A 15,328-nucleotide genomic window follows, 5' to 3' on the forward strand; every position below is an offset into this window, starting at 1 on the left:
CGGTCAGGTCGCTTCGGCGTCGAATGGCGGAGGGGTCGCGCGAGAGAACGTGCTGCGCGTGAACTTCGGTCGCACCGGCTCGATCGGATCGGTCGCGAACGGATTGCTCGTGGCGGCCGGCTTCGGCGCCGGCGCCTCGGAGAAGTCCGGCTCCTCGAACAGCGCGTCGCGGATGATCCGGCGCGGGTCGTACTGCCGTGGATCGAGCTTGCGCCAGTCCACCTCGTCGATCTCGGGCCCCAGCTCGTCGCGCATCTTGCTCTTGGTGTCGCGCAGGTACTCGCCGGCGCGACGAACGAACTTCGAGAACGACTCTGCGGCCTTCGGCAGCCGCTCAGGACCGATGATGAGCATCGCGACAACGCCGATCAGCAGCAGCTTGTCGAAGGTCAACCCCAGTTCCATGACCCCAGGCTACCCGCCGCGCCTTCCCTTGTGATCCACCGGCGCCGTTTACGCTGTCAGTACGCCCTTTTCTCAGGAGAATGCCCATGAGCGAGCACGACGCGAACGCCCGATTCGCCCGCGAGACCATCGTCGAGCCGTCCGCCATCTCCCGCGCACGCACACACGCCGTGGAGCTCGGCGCGGCCCCCATCAGCGCCGCTGTCGGCGCGCAGTGCGCAGTGCTGGCCGCCACGAGCGGAGCGCGCTCCATCGTCGAGATCGGCACCGGCGCCGGAGTGTCCGGGCTCTGGCTGCTGCGCGGCGCTCCGCACGCCGTGCTGACCACTATCGACAACGAGCCCGAGCACCTGGCCGCGGCCCGGCAGGCGTTCGCCGACGCGAAGATCCCCCCGGCACGCGCACGATTCATCACCGGCCGCGCCGCCGATGTGCTGCCCCGCATGAACGAGGGCGCTTATGACATCGTGCTCGTCGACGCCGACCCCGAGAACGTGATCGAGTACGTCGAGCACAGTCTGCGACTGGTGCGCACCGGCGGCATCGTGCTGGTGCCGCGCGTCCTCGCGGGAGGGAAGGTCGCCGATCCCGTGCAGCGGGATGCCGTGACGTCGGCCTACCGCTCGCTCATGCAGGAGACGCAGGAGTCGCAGGCCGTCATCGCCGCGATCTCGACGGTCGGCGAGGGGCTGCTGCAGCTGGCGAGGGTGTCGGAGTGATCATCCGCTGACGGATCCCCCGGAGACGCAAGAAGGGCGATGGAGTGATCCATCGCCCTTCTTCATCTCGATCAGGTCAGGCCGCGTCCACGACGGCTGCCAGCACGTCGTGAAGCTCCTTCGCCTCCGCGTCGTTGACGGAGACGACCAGTCGGCCGCCGCCCTCGAGCGGAACGCGGACGATGATCAGTCGTCCTTCCTTGACTGCCTCCATCGGCCCGTCGCCCGTCCTCGGCTTCATCGCTGCCATCGTGGCTCCCTTTCCCTGGGTGGTATGCATCAAGTTTATCGGTAGGCTCCGACGCCCGTGTGACCGCAGGACACAATGCGGCTGCGAACACCCCGCAGAAGCTACGGAACCTGCCAGTACGTCTGCGCGAGCGAGTACATCGCGCAGATCCACAGCCACTGCAGCAGCAGGCAGGCCAGCAGCATCCCCCACCGGTAGGTGCGCGAGCGCGGCACGGCCAGCGCTCCGACCAGGGGCGTCAGCGGCAGCAGCAGGCGGAAAGTGCTCGACTGAGGGAAGAACACCGCCAGCAGATACAGCAGATAGCTTGCGCTCCAGAGCCGGATGTCGACGCCGAGCCGCTGCACGCTGCGTGCATTCAGCAGGGCCAGGGCCGCTCCGGTCACAAGCGCGATCAGGGCGATCAGGCCGGCCCATGCGGGCATCCCCCACTGCGTGAACCAGAACTCCGCGCCGCGCACGAAGCCCTCGAAGGGGAAGAAGTCCGGGCTCGGATCCGCGAGCCAGTTGCGTCGCCACGACAGCTCGGTCTTCAGGTAGGCACCGGGATCGCCGGTGACGAACGCCGCGATCACCTGCCAGCTGAAGCCGACGATCGTGGCGAGCGCGCCGAGTGCCACGATGTGCCACATGTCTCGCACCGGCAGGGGCTCGGTCCGGCGGCGCACCCAGCGCGCGATGCCGTGCAGGCCGAGGAAGAGCGCGAAGGCGAGGATGCCGGGGCGGGTGAAGCCCATCACCGGGATCAGAAAGTAGAGGAAGCCGTATCGATGCCGGGAGGCGAGGTCGATCGCGACAAGCAGCAGGAGAAGGAACAGCGTCTCGGCGTAGCCGACCTGGAACAGCGCGGCCAGCGGTCCGTTGGCGAAGAAGACCACTGCCCACATCGCCGCCGCCGCGCCGATCCGGCGACGGAGCAGCCGGTGCAGGGCGAGACACGCCAGAAAGCCGGCGGCCAATGTGATCAGCAGCGCTCCGGCACCCCAATCACCGAGACCGACGATCTTCGCGAGGTATGCGTACACCGGCATGAACGCCCAGGCGTTCTCGGCTACGTCCCCTGACGGCGTCAGCGGCAGCTGGGACGGATACCCGTTCTCGGCCACCCACCAGTACCACCGCGCGTCCCACCCCAGGACGTACTCCCCGATCGTCGGCTGCATGCCGAACCGCGACGCCGGCGAGGACAGTGCCGACGCCATCACGAGGAAGCCCGTGGTGATGAGCCGCGCGCACAGGTAGATGATCGCGATGCGACCGGTGACGGGCATCCGGGTCCAGGCGCGGATGCCAGAGGTCAGGAGCCGCTGAGCCACGCGCGCAGTCCGCGTTCGACGTCCTCGACCTGCCCGATCGGCACACGCTCCTCGTCATGGTGGGCGAGGTGCGGATCGCCGGGCCCGTAGTTCACGGCGGGCACGCCCATGGCCGAGAACCGCGCCACATCGGTCCACCCGTACTTGGCGTGCGGCTCTCCGCCGACCGCGGTGAGGAACCGCTGCGCGATGGGAGCGTCGAGTCCGGGGCGCGCACCGGCCGCGGCATCCGTGATCTCGATCTCGAAGCCGGCGAACGCGGCGCGCACGTGCGCCTCGGCGTCGGCGATGCTCTTGCTCGGCGCGAAGCGGTAGTTGACCTCGACCTCGCACAGATCCGGGATGACGTTGCCGGCGATGCCGCCGCGGATGCTGACGGCGTTCAGCCCCTCGCGATAGCCGAGCCCCTCGACCTCGATCTCCCGCGCGCGGTACTCCGCCAGCCGGGCGAGGATCGGCGCTGCGCCGTGGATCGCGTTCTCACCGACCCAGGAGCGAGCACTGTGCGCGCGCACGCCGTGGGTGCGGATGGTGGCTCGCATGGTGCCGTTGCATCCCCCCTCCACGCGCCCGTTCGAGGGCTCGCCGAGGATGGCGAAGTCGCCGGCGAACAGATCCGGGCGCACCTTCGACAGCAGGAACAGGCCGTTCTGCGATTTGTCGACCTCTTCGTTGTCGTACCACATCCACGTGATGTCGACGGCGGGGTCGGTGAGCTCGGCGGCCAGCTTCAGCTGCACCGCGACGCCCGCCTTCATATCGACCGTGCCGCGGCCCCAGATGAACGGCTCACCGTCGATCTCGATGTCGCGCGTGGGCACGTTGCCGTTGATCGGCACGGTGTCGATGTGACCGGCGATCACCACCCGCTGCGCGCGCCCGAGCATCGTGCGCGCGACGATCGTATTGCCGTGGCGGATCACCTCGAGATGCTCGCACGCGGCAACGGCCGCCTCGATCTCGTCGGCGAGGAGGACCTCGGCTCCGGAGACGCTGGGCGTGTCGCAGAGCACGCGGGCGAGGTGGGCAGCGGACGCGTTCAGGTCGAGCACCATGGGCTCCAGCCTATCGACGTCGCATTCGCCCGACGCTCTGTCGTGGCGTCACGGCGCATCGTGATGTCACGCCGCACGAGTGGCGAGGGCCGCGCCGTTAACCTTGACGGATGAGCAGCGAACGCACCCTGTGGGGAATCGGACTGACGACGATCGCTTCGGCCGACGGCGACGTCATCCTCGACGCCTGGTTCTCCGAGATCGGGTTCGGCGAACCGGATGCCGCCGGCGCGGCCGCTCTGGAGCAGTTCGCGGTCGCGGATGAGCGCCGTGCGGTCCGCTCCGAGGTGGTGCGGCTCTCGATCGACCTCGACGCCCCCGTTGCATCCACGCCCGACGCCTACCTGCGTCTGCACGCGCTCTCGCGCCTGCTGGTGCGCCCGAACGAGCTGAACCTCGACGGCATCTTCGCGCACCTGCCCACGAACGCCTGGACCAGCGCCGGCCCGATGCTGCCCGCCGACGCCGCACGGCTGCGGCCCGGGCTGCTGCGCCACGGCATCCAGGTGCAGGGTCTCGACAAGTTCCCGCGCCTCACCGATTACGTGCAGCCCGAGGGCGTGCGCATCGCCGACGCCTCGAGGGTGCGCCTCGGCGCCCACCTCTCCCCCGGGACCACCGTGATGCACGAGGGATTCGTGAACTTCAACGCCGGCACACTCGGCTCATCCATGGTCGAGGGCCGCATCTCGCAGGGCGTCGTCGTCGGCGACGGCAGCGACATCGGCGGCGGCGCATCGATCATGGGCACGCTCTCCGGCGGCGGCCAGCACCGGGTGTCGATCGGGGCGCGCACCCTGCTCGGCGCGAATGCGGGCGTCGGCATCTCGCTGGGCGACGACTGCGTCGTCGAGGCGGGCCTGTACGTCACGGCCGGAACGAAGGTTCTGCTGGCAGACGCCGCGGTCCTCCCCGAGGGAGGTCGGCCGACGGTGAAGGCCGTCGAACTGTCGGGCCGCGACGGTCTGCTGTTCCGACGCAACTCGCTGAGCGGCGCCGTCGAGGTCGCCTCGCGGCGAGGCACCGGCGTGACGCTCAATGAGAACCTGCACGCCTGATCAGGTCCGGCCGCCCCGGACTGCTAGGGTTGATCCGACGCCCCTCGCCCCGCGAGACGTCTGCGTCGTCGAAGCACTTCCGCATCGGTGATCCATCACAGGGATCCGAGCGGTCTCATCGAGCGGCGAAACGATGCGCGATCCCGCGCCGTCGCCCACTTCCGCAGAACTCCTGCGCCTTTCCCGGAGCCACATCCATGCCTTCTTTCCTCGACCTCGGCGTGCCCGCCACTCTCGCGAACGTTCTCGCGGCTGACGGCAAGACCGAAGCGTTCGCGATTCAGCGCGACACGCTCCCCGATTCCCTCGCAGGTCGCGACCTGCTCGGCCGCGGCCGCACCGGCAGCGGCAAGACCATCGCCTTCGCGCTGCCCCTGGTCGCGCGCCTGGCAGCATCCGGCACCCGGCGCCAGCCGGGCCGCCCGCGCGGTCTCGTGCTCGCCCCGACCCGCGAGCTTGCGACCCAGATCGCTGCGACCATCAAGCCGCTCGCCGAAGCGGAGAACATGCGCGTCACCACGATCTTCGGCGGCGTCAGCCAGCGCCCGCAGGAGCAGGCGATGCGCTCCGGCGTCGACATCGTCGTGGCATGCCCCGGCCGCCTCGAAGACCTCATGAAGCAGGGCGTCGTCTCGCTGAAGGACGTCGAGATCGCCGTCCTCGACGAGGCCGACCACATGGCCGACCTCGGCTTCCTGCCCGGCGTCACGCGCATCCTCTCGGCGACGCCCGCGAACGGTCAGCGTCTGCTGTTCAGCGCGACGCTGGACCGCGGCATCGATGCGCTCGCCAAGCGCTTCCTGCACAACCCCGTCAGCCACGAGGTCGACGAGGCCAGCGTGCCGGTCGGCGAGATGACGCACCGTGTGCTCGTCGCCGCCGACGCGGATGCCAAGAAGCACCTCGTGCAGGATCTTGCATCCGGTCTCGGACGTCGCATCCTCTTCACCCGCACCAAGCACCAGGCGAAGAAGCTCGCCAAACAGCTGACCTCGTCGGGCATCCCGTCCGTCGATCTGCACGGCAATCTCGGTCAGAACGCCCGGGAGCGCAACCTCGCGGCCTTCGGCGCCGACCCGGCAGACGGCGGCGTGCGCGTCCTCGTCGCGACCGACGTCGCCGCGCGCGGCGTGCACGTCGATGATGTCGAGCTCGTCGTGCACGTCGACCCGCCGGTCGAGCACAAGGCGTACCTGCACCGCTCCGGCCGCACGGCTCGTGCCGGCGCCGCGGGCACCGTGGTCACGCTGATGCTGCCCGAGCAGCGCCGCGATGTGCAGGATCTGCTGCGCAAGGCCGCCATCAAGGTCGCTCCGGAGCCGGCGACCGCCGACGCCGTGGACGAGCTCGTCGGTGACCGCGCCCCGCACGTCAAGCCCGCTCCCCCGCAGCAGCAGAGTCAGCCCAAGAAGAAGGCGACCGGCGCCGACGGCTCACAGGGCGGCCAGCGCTCGCAGGGCGGCCAGCGCTCGCAGGGTGGCCAGCGCTCGCGTGGCCGCGGCCAGAGCGGCAACGCTCAGGGCCGCAGCGCTCAGGGCGGCAACGGCCAGGGCGGTCGCGGCAGCGGGCGCAGCCAGGGCTCAGCATCCGGCCACACCGGCAGCGCCCGCGGCGGATCCGTCGCACGCTACTCGAGCGAGACCGGCCAGGGTCAGCGTTCACAGAGCCAGCGCCCGGCGCAGGCGGCCGGCCGCCCGCAGGGCTCTCGTCGCGCCAGCCGTCCCCAGGGCCGCTGACCAGCACAGGGCCGCTGACCAGCATCCGACGCGAGAAGCCGGCCCCCACCCGAAGGTGAGGGCCGGCTTCTTGCGTCAGAGCTCAGTGCGTCACGCGCCTCAGCGTGTGGGGAACGTGCGCTCCGGCGAGCCGGTGTACAGCTGCTGGGGGCGACCGATCTTGGTCTGCGGGTCGAGGCTCAGCTCGCGCCACTGCGCCAGCCAGCCGGGCAGGCGGCCGATCGCGAACAGCACCGTGAACATGCGAGTCGGGAAGCCCATCGCCTTGTAGATCACGCCGGTGTAGAAGTCGACGTTCGGGTACAGACGGCGCTCCTTGAAGTAGTCGTCCGCGAGGGCGATCTCTTCGAGCTCCTTGGCGAGGTCCAGCAGCGGGTCGCTGACGCCCAGCGAGGCGAGCACCTCGTCGGCGGCCTCCTTGACGAGCTTCGCGCGCGGGTCGTAGTTCTTGTAGACGCGGTGCCCGAAGCCCATCAGCTTCACGCCGTCTTCCTTGTTCTTCACGCGCTCGACGAAGCGCTGCACGCTCTGACCCGACTCGCGGATCTGTCCCAGCATGGTGAGCACGGCCTCGTTGGCGCCGCCGTGCAGCGGACCCGACAGGGCCTGGATGCCCGCGGAGATCGATGCGAACTGGTTGGCGCCGGTGGAGCCGACCAGACGCACGGTCGACGTGGAGGCGTTCTGCTCGTGGTCCTCATGCAGGATCAGCAGCAGCTCGAGAGCCTTCGACATGACCGGATTGACCTCGTACGGCTCGGAGAGCACGCCGAAGTTCAGCTTGAGGAAGTTGTCGACGAAGCTGAGCGAGTTGTCCGGGTACAGGAAGGCCTGTCCGACGCTCTTCTTGTGCGCGTACGCGGCGATGACGGGCAGCTTGGCGAGCATGCGCACCATGTTCAGCTCGACGTGCTCGGGGTTGTTCGGGTCCGTCTGGCCCTCGTAGTACGTCGACAGCGCGGCGACCGCGGAGGACAGCACCGACATCGGGTGCGCAGTGTGCGGCAGCGCCGAGAAGAAGTGCTTCAGGTCTTCGTGCAGCAGCGTGTGACGGCGGATGCGCTCGTCGAAGTCTGCGAGCTCTGCAGCGGTGGGAAGCTCACCGTAGATGAGCAGCCAGGCGACCTCGAGGTACGTGCAGTTCTTCGCGATCTGCTCGATCGGGTAGCCGCGATAGCGCAGGATGCCCTTGTCGCCGTCGATGAATGTGACGGCCGACTTCGTGGACGCGGTGTTCACGAATCCGTAGTCCAGGCCGGTGTACCCGGTCTGACGGGTCAGCGTCGAGAAGTCGATGCTGTCGATCCCGCTCGTCGATCTCAGCAGTGGGAACTCTGCCGTCGTGTCGCCGATCGAGAGAGTCGCCTTCTCCGGCTGAGCTGCGCTCACGCCAACCTCCTGCTGCGTCTGTATCGTCGTGGGGGCGATGTCCGAGGACCTCAGGGCCTGGCGTGCTCCGCACGGGTCCGGGGCGACCGCATCGCCTCTACAGCCTAGCCGTGGCTTTGGCCTACTGTGACATCCACCAAGAGAATGCCGATCCGAGCAGGGATCTCCACAAAGGCGATCAGTGCGCGGATGCCCGAAGCCGGGCCGCCGCATGCTCCACGCGCTCCAGCGGGGCGGTCAGTGAGAGCCGGACGTGCTCGGCGGAGTGGTCGCCGTAGAAGTGGCCGGGGCCGGCGAGGATCCCGAGGCCGGCGAGCCGGTCCATCGATGCCCAGGCATCCCGACCCTCGGTGACCCAGAGGTACAGCCCAGCCTCCGAGCCGTCGATGCGGAACCCGGCCGTCTCCAGCGCGGGCACGAGCGCTGCGCGCCGCTGCCGATACAGCTCCTTCTGCGCGGCGACGTGCTCGTCATCGCTGAGAGCTGCGGCCATCGCGTGCTGCACGGGAGCGGGCGGCATGAGGCCGAGGTGCTTGCGAGCGGCCAGGATGTCGCCGACGACGCGGGCGCAGCCCGCGATGAACGCCGCACGGTATCCGGCGAGGTTCGACTGCTTGCTGAGTGAATACACGCTCAGCAGCCCGGAGCGGGTGCCGCCGGTGACCCGCGGGTCGAGCACCGACGGGATCGGCTCGCTCTCCCACGGCCCGCTCCAGCCGAGCTCGGCGTAGCACTCGTCGGAGGCCAGAACGGCGCCCAGCTCGCGGGCGCGGCGGACCGCGGCGGCGAGCTCTTCGACGCTCCAGGTGCGTCCGTCAGGGTTCCCCGGGCTGTTGATCCAGATGAGCCGGGTGCCCTCCGGCCATTCGGCCGGATCATCGGCGGCGACGGGCGTCGCGCCGACGACGGTCGCCCCGACGGCGTACGTCGGGTAGGCGACGCGCGGGTGCACGACGATGTCCCCCGCCCCGAGACCGAGCAGCGTTGGCAGCAGGGCGACGAGTTCTTTCGAGCCGACGGTGGGCAGCACATTCGCCTCGGTGAGGTCGGGCACACCGCGGCGCCGCGCGTACCAGTCGACGATGGCCGCGCGCACCGTCGGTGTTCCGATCGTCTGCGGGTAGGCGTGCGCGTCCGTCGCCTCGGCGAGCGCCGCGCGGATCACCTCGGGCGTCGGGTCGACCGGTGAGCCGATCGAGAGGTCGACGAGGCCGTCAGGATGCTGGGCGGCTCGCTCCCGGTACGGGACGACTGCATCCCACGGGTAGTCTGCGAGGTCCCGGACTCCCACTCACTCCCCCTGCGGGGGCAGGACGGACACGACCGGGTGGTCGAACGCGTAGACGCCGACCTTCGCCGCACCACCGGGAGAGCCGATCTCGTTGAAGAACTCGACGTTCGCCTTGTAGTAGTCGGACCACTCCTCGGGGAGGTCGTCCTCGTAGTAGATGGCCTCGACGGGGCAGACCGGCTCGCAGGCGCCGCAGTCCACGCACTCGTCGGGGTGGATGTACAGCATCCGCTCGCCTTCGTAGATGCAGTCCACGGGGCATTCGTCGACGCAGGCACGATCCTTGACATCGACACAGGGAAGAGCGATCACGTACGTCACGTCTTCAGTCTACGACCCTCTGACGCGGTCGCTCCCCGGCTCCGGGCTCTGGCGCGAGCCGTTCGCCGCGCTGTGCGCCGACATCGCCCAAAGCTTCGCCATGTCCGGCCAGGCCACCACGAGCAGCACGATTCCCGACGCGACGTACATCCAGATGTTGCCGAGCGGGGTGTTCGGCACGATGATCGAGCCGCCCGGCCCGCGCTGCGAGATGACGAGGATGAGCACCATCATGCCGAGTCCCGCGGCCAGTGCCGCCCAGCGGTCGCCCGTGAGAGCGCGCAGTGCGACCAGCAGCGCGGCGCAGCCGATGGCTCCGACGATCAGGCCGACCGGCACGACCCCCAGCGTGAAGCTGTGCGCGATCGTCGCGGCGATACCGTAGATGGCGCCGACGAGGGCGGCTGCGAGCCAGGACAGGCCGCGTATGAAGATGCTGCGCACAGACACAGCCTAGTTGGCGGATGCCCGATCACACCGCCCAGCCGACGAGCCTCAGCAGCGCCGCGACGACTGCCGCGGCGACGACCACGACCAGGAACGACTGGCGCATCCACAGAAGCCCTGCCGCCACGAGAACAGCGGGCACACGGGCATCCACCACGACCGCCTGACCAGCGCCCAGCGTCTGCACCGCGACGAGGGCGCCGAGCAGCGCGACGGTGAGCAGGTCGGAGATGCGCGCCGGCCGCGGCGCCTCGAGAAGATGCGCCGGGATCAGGTACCCGAACGCCTTCAGCGCCACGCAGATGCACGCGGCGAGCAGAACTGCACTCCATACGCTCACGATGACTCCCCTGCTGCGAGGGATGGTCTCCGAGCGTCGTTCCGGCCCAGCCAGTTGAACCAGCCGACGACGATCGCGACGACAGCGGCGACGAGCACGGGAAGACCCGGCATCAGCAGCGGTGTGAGCGACGCCGCGACCACTGCGGCCGCCACGCCGACGGCGATGGCCTGACGCTGCTTGAGGCGTGGCCACAGCAGCGCGAGGAATGCCGCGGCGGCGGCGGCATCCAGTCCCCACGCTTTGGGGTCGCCGAGCACGTCGCCGAGCAGGGCACCGGCGAGCGTGGTGAGGTTCCAGCCGATGAAGACGCCGAGGCCGGTGATCCAGAACCCGAGGCGGCGCAGCCTCGTGGTGCTCTGCGAGATCGCGACGGCCGTCGACTCGTCGATCGTCACCTGCGCCGCGGCGGCGCGGCGCCAGAAGCCGTCGCCGATGATCGTCGACATCCGCATGCCGTAGGCCACGTTGCGCACGCCCAGCAGGGCGGCCGAGGCGACGGCCGAGGGCAGCGCGGCGAGGCCGCCGGCACCGAAGACGCCGATGAACGCGAACTGCGAGCCCCCGGTGAACATCAGCACGCTCAGCACGCAGGTCTGCCAGACGTCGAGACCGGATGCCACGGCGAGCGCGCCGAACGAGATGCCGTAGGCGCTCGTGGCGATGGCCACGCCGAGCCCTTCGCGCCACACCTCGCGTGAAGCGGCGCGGTCACCTGCCTCCTCGGCTGTTCGATCTGCTGAACGCATGACGATCATTCTGAACGCGGATTCCCGGTCAGTCAAATCAACGTTCGTTTGCAATACTGAACGACATGGATCTGCGTGAACGCCTCGCCCATTCCCTGCGCCGAGAGCGGGAGGGCGCCGGCCTTTCGGTCTCCGAGCTCGCCCGGCGCGCAGGAGTGTCCAAGGGCACGATCTCGCAGCTGGAGGGCGGTTCGGGCAACCCCAGCGTCGAGACGCTCTGGGCGATCGGCGACGCACTGGGCATCCCGTTCGCCACGCTCGTCGAGGAGCGCGTGACGGCACCGCGCCTGATCCGCCTCGGCGACCACGCCGGCGTCCCGTCAGCGGCCTCGCCGTATCTCGCGACGCTGCTGTCCGCAGCCGCGCCCGGTGGCAGGCGCGACATCTACCTGATCCAGGCCGAGCCCGGCGAACCGCGCCGATCGCTCCCCCACCACATCGGGACCACCGAGCACGTCGTGCTCGTCAGCGGCGAGGCCCTGATCGGCCCCGCGGAGGCGCCCGAGCTGATGCACCCGGGCGATTACCTCTCCTATGCCGGCGATGCTCCGCACGTCTTCGAAGCGCGCGTCGCCGGCACCAGCGCGGTGCTCATCACGGAGCTGCGCTGACCCCGCTCAGCAATCGCCGGTCATTCAGCGCCGCTCAGTCAGCGCCGCCGGCCGGCGCGGGGTCCGGGATCTCATCCGGCTTGTACCGCGGCAGACGGGACGCGGGGACGATCGCCAGCGCACTGATGCCGGCCAGCAGGAGCAGTCCGAGCTTGAGCGTGCGCAGACGCGTCTCCTCGTTCACCGCGACCGCGGCATCCACCTGCTCCGGCGTGGCATCGGTCTGCTCCAGCACGGCGCGGAGCTCGTCGTTGCTGATGAAGTTGACGTTGTCCATGTTCACCTGCGCGACGAGCGTCGGCGGGATCTCGGGGTGCTCGACGACAGCTCGCCCGACACTGAGGCCGAGCAGCGAGACAAGCAGCGCACCGGCCACTGCCGTGCCCACCGCCGAGGCGAGGTTCTGTGTCGTGCCGCGCAGCGAGCCGACGTCTCCGGCGAGCTTCGACGGAGCGGCCGTGACGAGCACGTTGAACACCAGGGTGACCAGAGCGCCCTGGCCGACGCCGAACACGAACAGCCCGAGGATCGTCGGCAGCGTCTCCCAGTTGTTGTTCACCACGAAGGCCAGCCAGAGCAGCGCCGCGGTGGTGAGGATGAAGCCGAACACGCCGATCACACGCGGTGGGTACCTCTTGTAGAAGCGCACCACCAGCGTCGCCGTGACGAAGACCGTCAGGTTGAACGGCATCATCGCCAGCGACGTGTCGAAGGGAGTTCTGCCCTGCACGATCTGGATGTACAGCGGGATCGAGAAGTTCACGCACGCTTCCAGAGCGACCACGATGAACATCGCGTAGACGGCGGCGCGCTCGCGGGGCGAGTCGACGACGCTGAGGTCGATCAGCGGCACCTGCCCGCGCTTCATCCGTCGACGGGTCCAGAGGAAGAACCCCTGCCCGAGCATGACGCCCACGACGATGAACACGGGTGCCGGCGACAGTCCGAACAGCGAGAACGGCGCGCCCTCCGCAGCGGTCGTGGCCCCCCAGGTGTTCAGATTGTTGAAGCCGAGGGTGAGCAGCACGACCGCGGCGCCGATCAGGCCGGCCGCCACCAGGTCGATGCGGATCGAGGCGTTGCCGCGGTCACCGCGCAGTGTGAAGCTCAGCGCGAAGACCGTCACGGCGATGGCCAGCACGATGAAGAACACTGGCCGCCAGCCGACGAGTGTTCCCAGCGTGCCGCCGATCAGGAAGGCGCTCACACCCGAGATCGCACGCGCCGACCCCAACGCGCCGATCGCGGTGGCCTGCTGAGCGCCGCGATAGTTCTCGGCGATCAGGGCGACCAGTGCGGGAACGATGATCGCAGCGGCCGCACCTGCGGCGGCCTGACCGGCGATGGCCCAGCCGATGGTCGGCGAGAAGATCATCATCAGCGACGAGCCGGCGAACAGCGCGATGACCACGCGGAAGATCAGCACCCATCCGATCCGCTGCCCGAGTTTCGCTCCGGTCATGACCAGCGCTGCGACCGCAAGCCCGTACACCACGATCGTGGAGCTCGCGATGGTCGGCGGCACGCCGAAGTCCTCGACCATGCCGCCCAGCGAGATCGGCAGCGCGGCGACGTTGAACGACATCAGGACCTGCGCGAGGAACAGGCTGACCATCGGCAGCCATGAGCGCTTCTCGGTGGTCTCGGGTGCGGTCTCGACAGTCATGAGCGTCCTTCCGCCGTCACGGCGACTCTGGGCGCGGAGGCGAACAGGTTCAGCCCCAGGGCGCGCGAGAGGTATCCGATCGCCAGCTGCGATCGGACCGAGTTTCCCGCGCTGTCCAACCTCGGCGAGAAGGCACCGGCGGCCCCCTTGCCCGGTGAGACCGCGACGATGCCGCCCGCGACGCCGGACTTCGCCGGAATGCCGATCTCGAACAGCCACTCGCCGCTGCGCTCGTACAGTCCGGACGCCGCGACCACGGCCAGCGTGTCGCGGCAGACCTCCGCGGAGACCACGCGCTCGCCCGTGACCGGGTTGACCCCGCCGTCAGCGAGGGTCGCTCCCATCACCGCGAGGTCATGGGCCGTGACGTTCAGAGCGCACTGTCGCGTGTACACGTCGACGATGGCATCCGAATCGCCCTCCAGCCGCTCGTAGCTGCTGAGCAGGCGCCCGAGGGCCTGATTGCGCTCGTTGGTCTGCATCTCCGACCGGTAGACCTCGCCGTCCATGATCAGCGACCGCCCGGCGAAGGCCGAGAGGCCCTCGCGGATGCACTCCCACTTCTCTGCAGGGGTCTCCCCCGGCATGAGCGCGGTTGTGGCGATCGCCCCGGCGTTGACCATGGGGTTCATCGGATGCCCGCCGTTGAGCTCCAGCGCCATCACCGAGTTGAAGGCCAGACCCGTGTTGTTGACCCCGACGATGTCGCGGACCCGCTCGTGGCCGTGCGCCTGGATCGCCAGCGCGTACACGAACATCTTCGAGATCGACTGGATCGAGAACAGGTGAAGCGCATCGCCTGCATCGTGCACGCCGCCGGCGGCATCCACCACGGCGAGTCCGAACAGCGTCGGATCGGCGGCGCCGAGAACGGGGATGTAGTCCGCGACCGTGCCGCTGTCGTCATCGCGGTAGCGGTCGTGCGCCTCCTGCACCAGCTGCTCCACTCGGTCCCAGCCGGGCAGCACGCCGGTGGAGACCTCCTGAGGTACGCCGCGGAGGGCAGTCGGAATCACAGCAGGGCTCCTTGCCGTCGGTTGCACCTGTCAACCTAGTGCTTTGCCCTGCCACGTGGAACCCGATCCGCAGGATCTTCCGGCGCCGATCAGTACCAGTTCACGGCCTGCGAGTGGCCCCATGCGGAGCACGGCGTGCCGTACGCCCGGTTGATGTAGTCCAGGCCCCAGGAGATCTGCGTGGTCGCGTTGGTGCGCCAGTCGCTTCCCGCGGTCGCCATCTTGTCACCTGGAAGGGCCTGAGGGATGCCGGTGGCTCCGCCGTTCTGGTTGTACGCCTGGTAGTTCCAGCCGGACTCCTTGGTCCACAGCGACTCGAGGCAGGAGAACTCCCCCTCTCCCCAGCCGTAGCGCTCGGACGCCATCGAGCGCGCCACGGACTTCGCACCATCGGGGGTGTTCGCCGCGGCCAGGGCTTCGGCGGCACGACGCGCCTGCTCGGCGGCCTCCTTCGCGGCCTTCTCGGCGGCGATGCGAGCGGCCTCGGCCTTCAGGCGGGCCTCCTCGGCGATCTTCGCCTCTTCGGCGGTCTGCAGCGCATTGCTGAGGGCGACGGTCACGCTCTGCACCTGGGCGGTGCCCTTCACGACGTCGTCGGTGAGCCCGGCCAGGCTGATAGCGGAGAGCTCGTCGACGGCGTCCAGCGCCTTCACATCGGCGGTCAGCTCGGCGAGATCGACAGCGGTCGTCACGGTTCCGGGCTGTACGTCGGAAGCGGCCACGACGTTGTTCAGGGCCGTGGCGTAGGTCAGTGCCATCTTGCCGTCGTCGACGGCATCCGATGCCTGTGCGATCGCGTCGTCGGAGGCTCCGAGGGCTGCCGGCGCGTAGACGATGCCAGCGGCGGCGGTCGCGACGAGCGCCGCGCCGATCGCGATGCCGATCAGGGGACGGCGCATTGCGGTATTGGCGGAGGCTGCGGATGCCACGCGCCGGGACACACGGGTGTTCTGAAGGTG

At 69.3% G+C, this 15,328-nt stretch carries 17 protein-coding genes; 4 read left to right on the forward strand and 13 right to left on the reverse strand.

Annotation, left to right across the window (positions count from 1 at the left end; genetic code table 11):
- Nucleotides 1–3: 3 nt before the first annotated feature.
- Entirely contained in the window at nt 4–405 is a 402-nt protein-coding gene (locus tag ACQUSX_RS04765) for a twin-arginine translocase TatA/TatE family subunit (protein ID WP_428905812.1), read from the reverse strand.
- Nucleotides 406–491: 86 nt separating this feature from the next.
- Between ACQUSX_RS04765 and ACQUSX_RS04770 the strand changes: the two genes are divergently transcribed.
- On the forward strand, nt 492–1,124 hold the full coding sequence (locus ACQUSX_RS04770) for an O-methyltransferase (RefSeq protein ID WP_428905813.1): 633 nt from the start codon (nt 492–494) through the stop codon (nt 1,122–1,124).
- Nucleotides 1,125–1,200: 76 nt separating this feature from the next.
- On the opposite strand, the gene ACQUSX_RS04775 is transcribed toward ACQUSX_RS04770, so the two are convergent.
- From ACQUSX_RS04775 to dapE, 3 genes are all read right to left on the reverse strand, one after another.
- Entirely contained in the window at nt 1,201–1,374 is a 174-nt protein-coding gene (locus ACQUSX_RS04775) for a DUF3117 domain-containing protein (protein ID WP_243224785.1), read from the reverse strand.
- A 101-nt stretch (nt 1,375–1,475) separates the two neighbouring features.
- Complete coding sequence (locus ACQUSX_RS04780) at nt 1,476–2,690, reverse strand: hypothetical protein (RefSeq protein ID WP_428905814.1); 1,215 nt, start codon at nt 2,688–2,690, stop codon at nt 1,476–1,478.
- Nucleotides 2,672–3,745, reverse strand: coding sequence for a succinyl-diaminopimelate desuccinylase (gene dapE, locus ACQUSX_RS04785; protein ID WP_428905815.1), 1,074 nt, complete (start codon nt 3,743–3,745; stop codon nt 2,672–2,674). The genes ACQUSX_RS04780 and dapE overlap by 19 nt, the downstream gene beginning before the upstream one ends.
- Before the next feature lie 110 nt (nt 3,746–3,855).
- Between dapE and dapD the strand changes: the two genes are divergently transcribed.
- On the forward strand, nt 3,856–4,803 hold the full coding sequence (gene dapD / locus ACQUSX_RS04790) for a 2,3,4,5-tetrahydropyridine-2,6-dicarboxylate N-succinyltransferase (protein WP_428905816.1): 948 nt from the start codon (nt 3,856–3,858) through the stop codon (nt 4,801–4,803).
- Between the two features lie 197 nt (nt 4,804–5,000).
- Nucleotides 5,001–6,539, forward strand: coding sequence for a DEAD/DEAH box helicase (locus tag ACQUSX_RS04795; protein ID WP_428905817.1), 1,539 nt, complete (start codon nt 5,001–5,003; stop codon nt 6,537–6,539).
- Between the two features lie 99 nt (nt 6,540–6,638).
- On the opposite strand, the gene ACQUSX_RS04800 is transcribed toward ACQUSX_RS04795, so the two are convergent.
- From ACQUSX_RS04800 to ACQUSX_RS04825, 6 genes are all read right to left on the reverse strand, one after another.
- On the reverse strand, nt 6,639–7,928 hold the full coding sequence (locus tag ACQUSX_RS04800; RefSeq protein ID WP_428905818.1) for a citrate synthase: 1,290 nt from the start codon (nt 7,926–7,928) through the stop codon (nt 6,639–6,641).
- A 178-nt stretch (nt 7,929–8,106) separates the two neighbouring features.
- Nucleotides 8,107–9,219: a succinyldiaminopimelate transaminase gene (dapC, locus tag ACQUSX_RS04805; RefSeq protein WP_428905819.1), complete on the reverse strand. Its 1,113-nt coding sequence runs from the start codon at nt 9,217–9,219 to the stop codon at nt 8,107–8,109.
- Entirely contained in the window at nt 9,220–9,540 is a 321-nt protein-coding gene (fdxA, locus tag ACQUSX_RS04810; protein WP_428905820.1) for a ferredoxin, read from the reverse strand.
- Between the two features lie 9 nt (nt 9,541–9,549).
- Nucleotides 9,550–9,984 carry a histidinol dehydrogenase gene (locus ACQUSX_RS04815; protein ID WP_428905821.1) on the reverse strand — a complete coding sequence of 145 codons (435 nt, stop codon included), beginning with the start codon at nt 9,982–9,984 and terminating at the stop codon, nt 9,550–9,552.
- Nucleotides 9,985–10,012: 28 nt separating this feature from the next.
- The gene (locus ACQUSX_RS04820) at nt 10,013–10,327 is read right to left on the reverse strand and encodes an AzlD domain-containing protein (RefSeq protein WP_428905822.1); all 315 of its coding nucleotides are present in this window, start codon (nt 10,325–10,327) and stop codon (nt 10,013–10,015) included.
- Nucleotides 10,324–11,076 carry an AzlC family ABC transporter permease gene (locus ACQUSX_RS04825; protein WP_428905823.1) on the reverse strand — a complete coding sequence of 251 codons (753 nt, stop codon included), beginning with the start codon at nt 11,074–11,076 and terminating at the stop codon, nt 10,324–10,326. The genes ACQUSX_RS04820 and ACQUSX_RS04825 overlap by 4 nt, the downstream gene beginning before the upstream one ends.
- Before the next feature lie 65 nt (nt 11,077–11,141).
- Between ACQUSX_RS04825 and ACQUSX_RS04830 the strand changes: the two genes are divergently transcribed.
- Complete coding sequence (locus ACQUSX_RS04830; protein WP_428905824.1) at nt 11,142–11,687, forward strand: helix-turn-helix domain-containing protein; 546 nt, start codon at nt 11,142–11,144, stop codon at nt 11,685–11,687.
- 34 nt (nt 11,688–11,721) lie between these two features.
- On the opposite strand, the gene ACQUSX_RS04835 is transcribed toward ACQUSX_RS04830, so the two are convergent.
- The 3 genes from ACQUSX_RS04835 to ACQUSX_RS04845 form a co-directional block, all read right to left on the reverse strand.
- Nucleotides 11,722–13,353 (reverse strand): MFS transporter, encoded by a 1,632-nt coding sequence (locus tag ACQUSX_RS04835; RefSeq protein ID WP_428905825.1) that lies wholly within the window; start codon nt 13,351–13,353, stop codon nt 11,722–11,724.
- Nucleotides 13,350–14,369 carry a glutaminase A gene (glsA, locus tag ACQUSX_RS04840; protein ID WP_428905826.1) on the reverse strand — a complete coding sequence of 340 codons (1,020 nt, stop codon included), beginning with the start codon at nt 14,367–14,369 and terminating at the stop codon, nt 13,350–13,352. The genes ACQUSX_RS04835 and glsA overlap by 4 nt, the downstream gene beginning before the upstream one ends.
- A gap of 89 nt (nt 14,370–14,458) precedes the next feature.
- Nucleotides 14,459–15,268: an aggregation-promoting factor C-terminal-like domain-containing protein gene (locus ACQUSX_RS04845; protein WP_428905827.1), complete on the reverse strand. Its 810-nt coding sequence runs from the start codon at nt 15,266–15,268 to the stop codon at nt 14,459–14,461.
- Nucleotides 15,269–15,328: the final 60 nt, after the last annotated feature.

This window comes from Microbacterium alcoholitolerans, assembly GCF_050408615.1.
Classification (GTDB): domain Bacteria; phylum Actinomycetota; class Actinomycetes; order Actinomycetales; family Microbacteriaceae; genus Microbacterium.

What these genes read in the sequence shown, in the direction of transcription:
- ACQUSX_RS04765 (WP_428905812.1), bottom strand. Translation starts at nt 405, where the DNA reads ATGGAACTGGGGTTGACCTTCGACAAGCTGCTGCTGATCGGCGTTGTC.
- ACQUSX_RS04770 (WP_428905813.1), top strand. Translation starts at nt 492, where the DNA reads ATGAGCGAGCACGACGCGAACGCCCGATTCGCCCGCGAGACCATCGTC.
- ACQUSX_RS04775 (WP_243224785.1), bottom strand. Translation starts at nt 1,374, where the DNA reads ATGGCAGCGATGAAGCCGAGGACGGGCGACGGGCCGATGGAGGCAGTC.
- dapE (WP_428905815.1), bottom strand. Translation starts at nt 3,745, where the DNA reads ATGGTGCTCGACCTGAACGCGTCCGCTGCCCACCTCGCCCGCGTGCTC.
- dapD (WP_428905816.1), top strand. Translation starts at nt 3,856, where the DNA reads ATGAGCAGCGAACGCACCCTGTGGGGAATCGGACTGACGACGATCGCT.
- ACQUSX_RS04795 (WP_428905817.1), top strand. Translation starts at nt 5,001, where the DNA reads ATGCCTTCTTTCCTCGACCTCGGCGTGCCCGCCACTCTCGCGAACGTT.
- ACQUSX_RS04825 (WP_428905823.1), bottom strand. Translation starts at nt 11,076, where the DNA reads ATGCGTTCAGCAGATCGAACAGCCGAGGAGGCAGGTGACCGCGCCGCT.
- ACQUSX_RS04830 (WP_428905824.1), top strand. Translation starts at nt 11,142, where the DNA reads ATGGATCTGCGTGAACGCCTCGCCCATTCCCTGCGCCGAGAGCGGGAG.
- ACQUSX_RS04835 (WP_428905825.1), bottom strand. Translation starts at nt 13,353, where the DNA reads ATGACTGTCGAGACCGCACCCGAGACCACCGAGAAGCGCTCATGGCTG.
- ACQUSX_RS04845 (WP_428905827.1), bottom strand. Translation starts at nt 15,268, where the DNA reads ATGCGCCGTCCCCTGATCGGCATCGCGATCGGCGCGGCGCTCGTCGCG.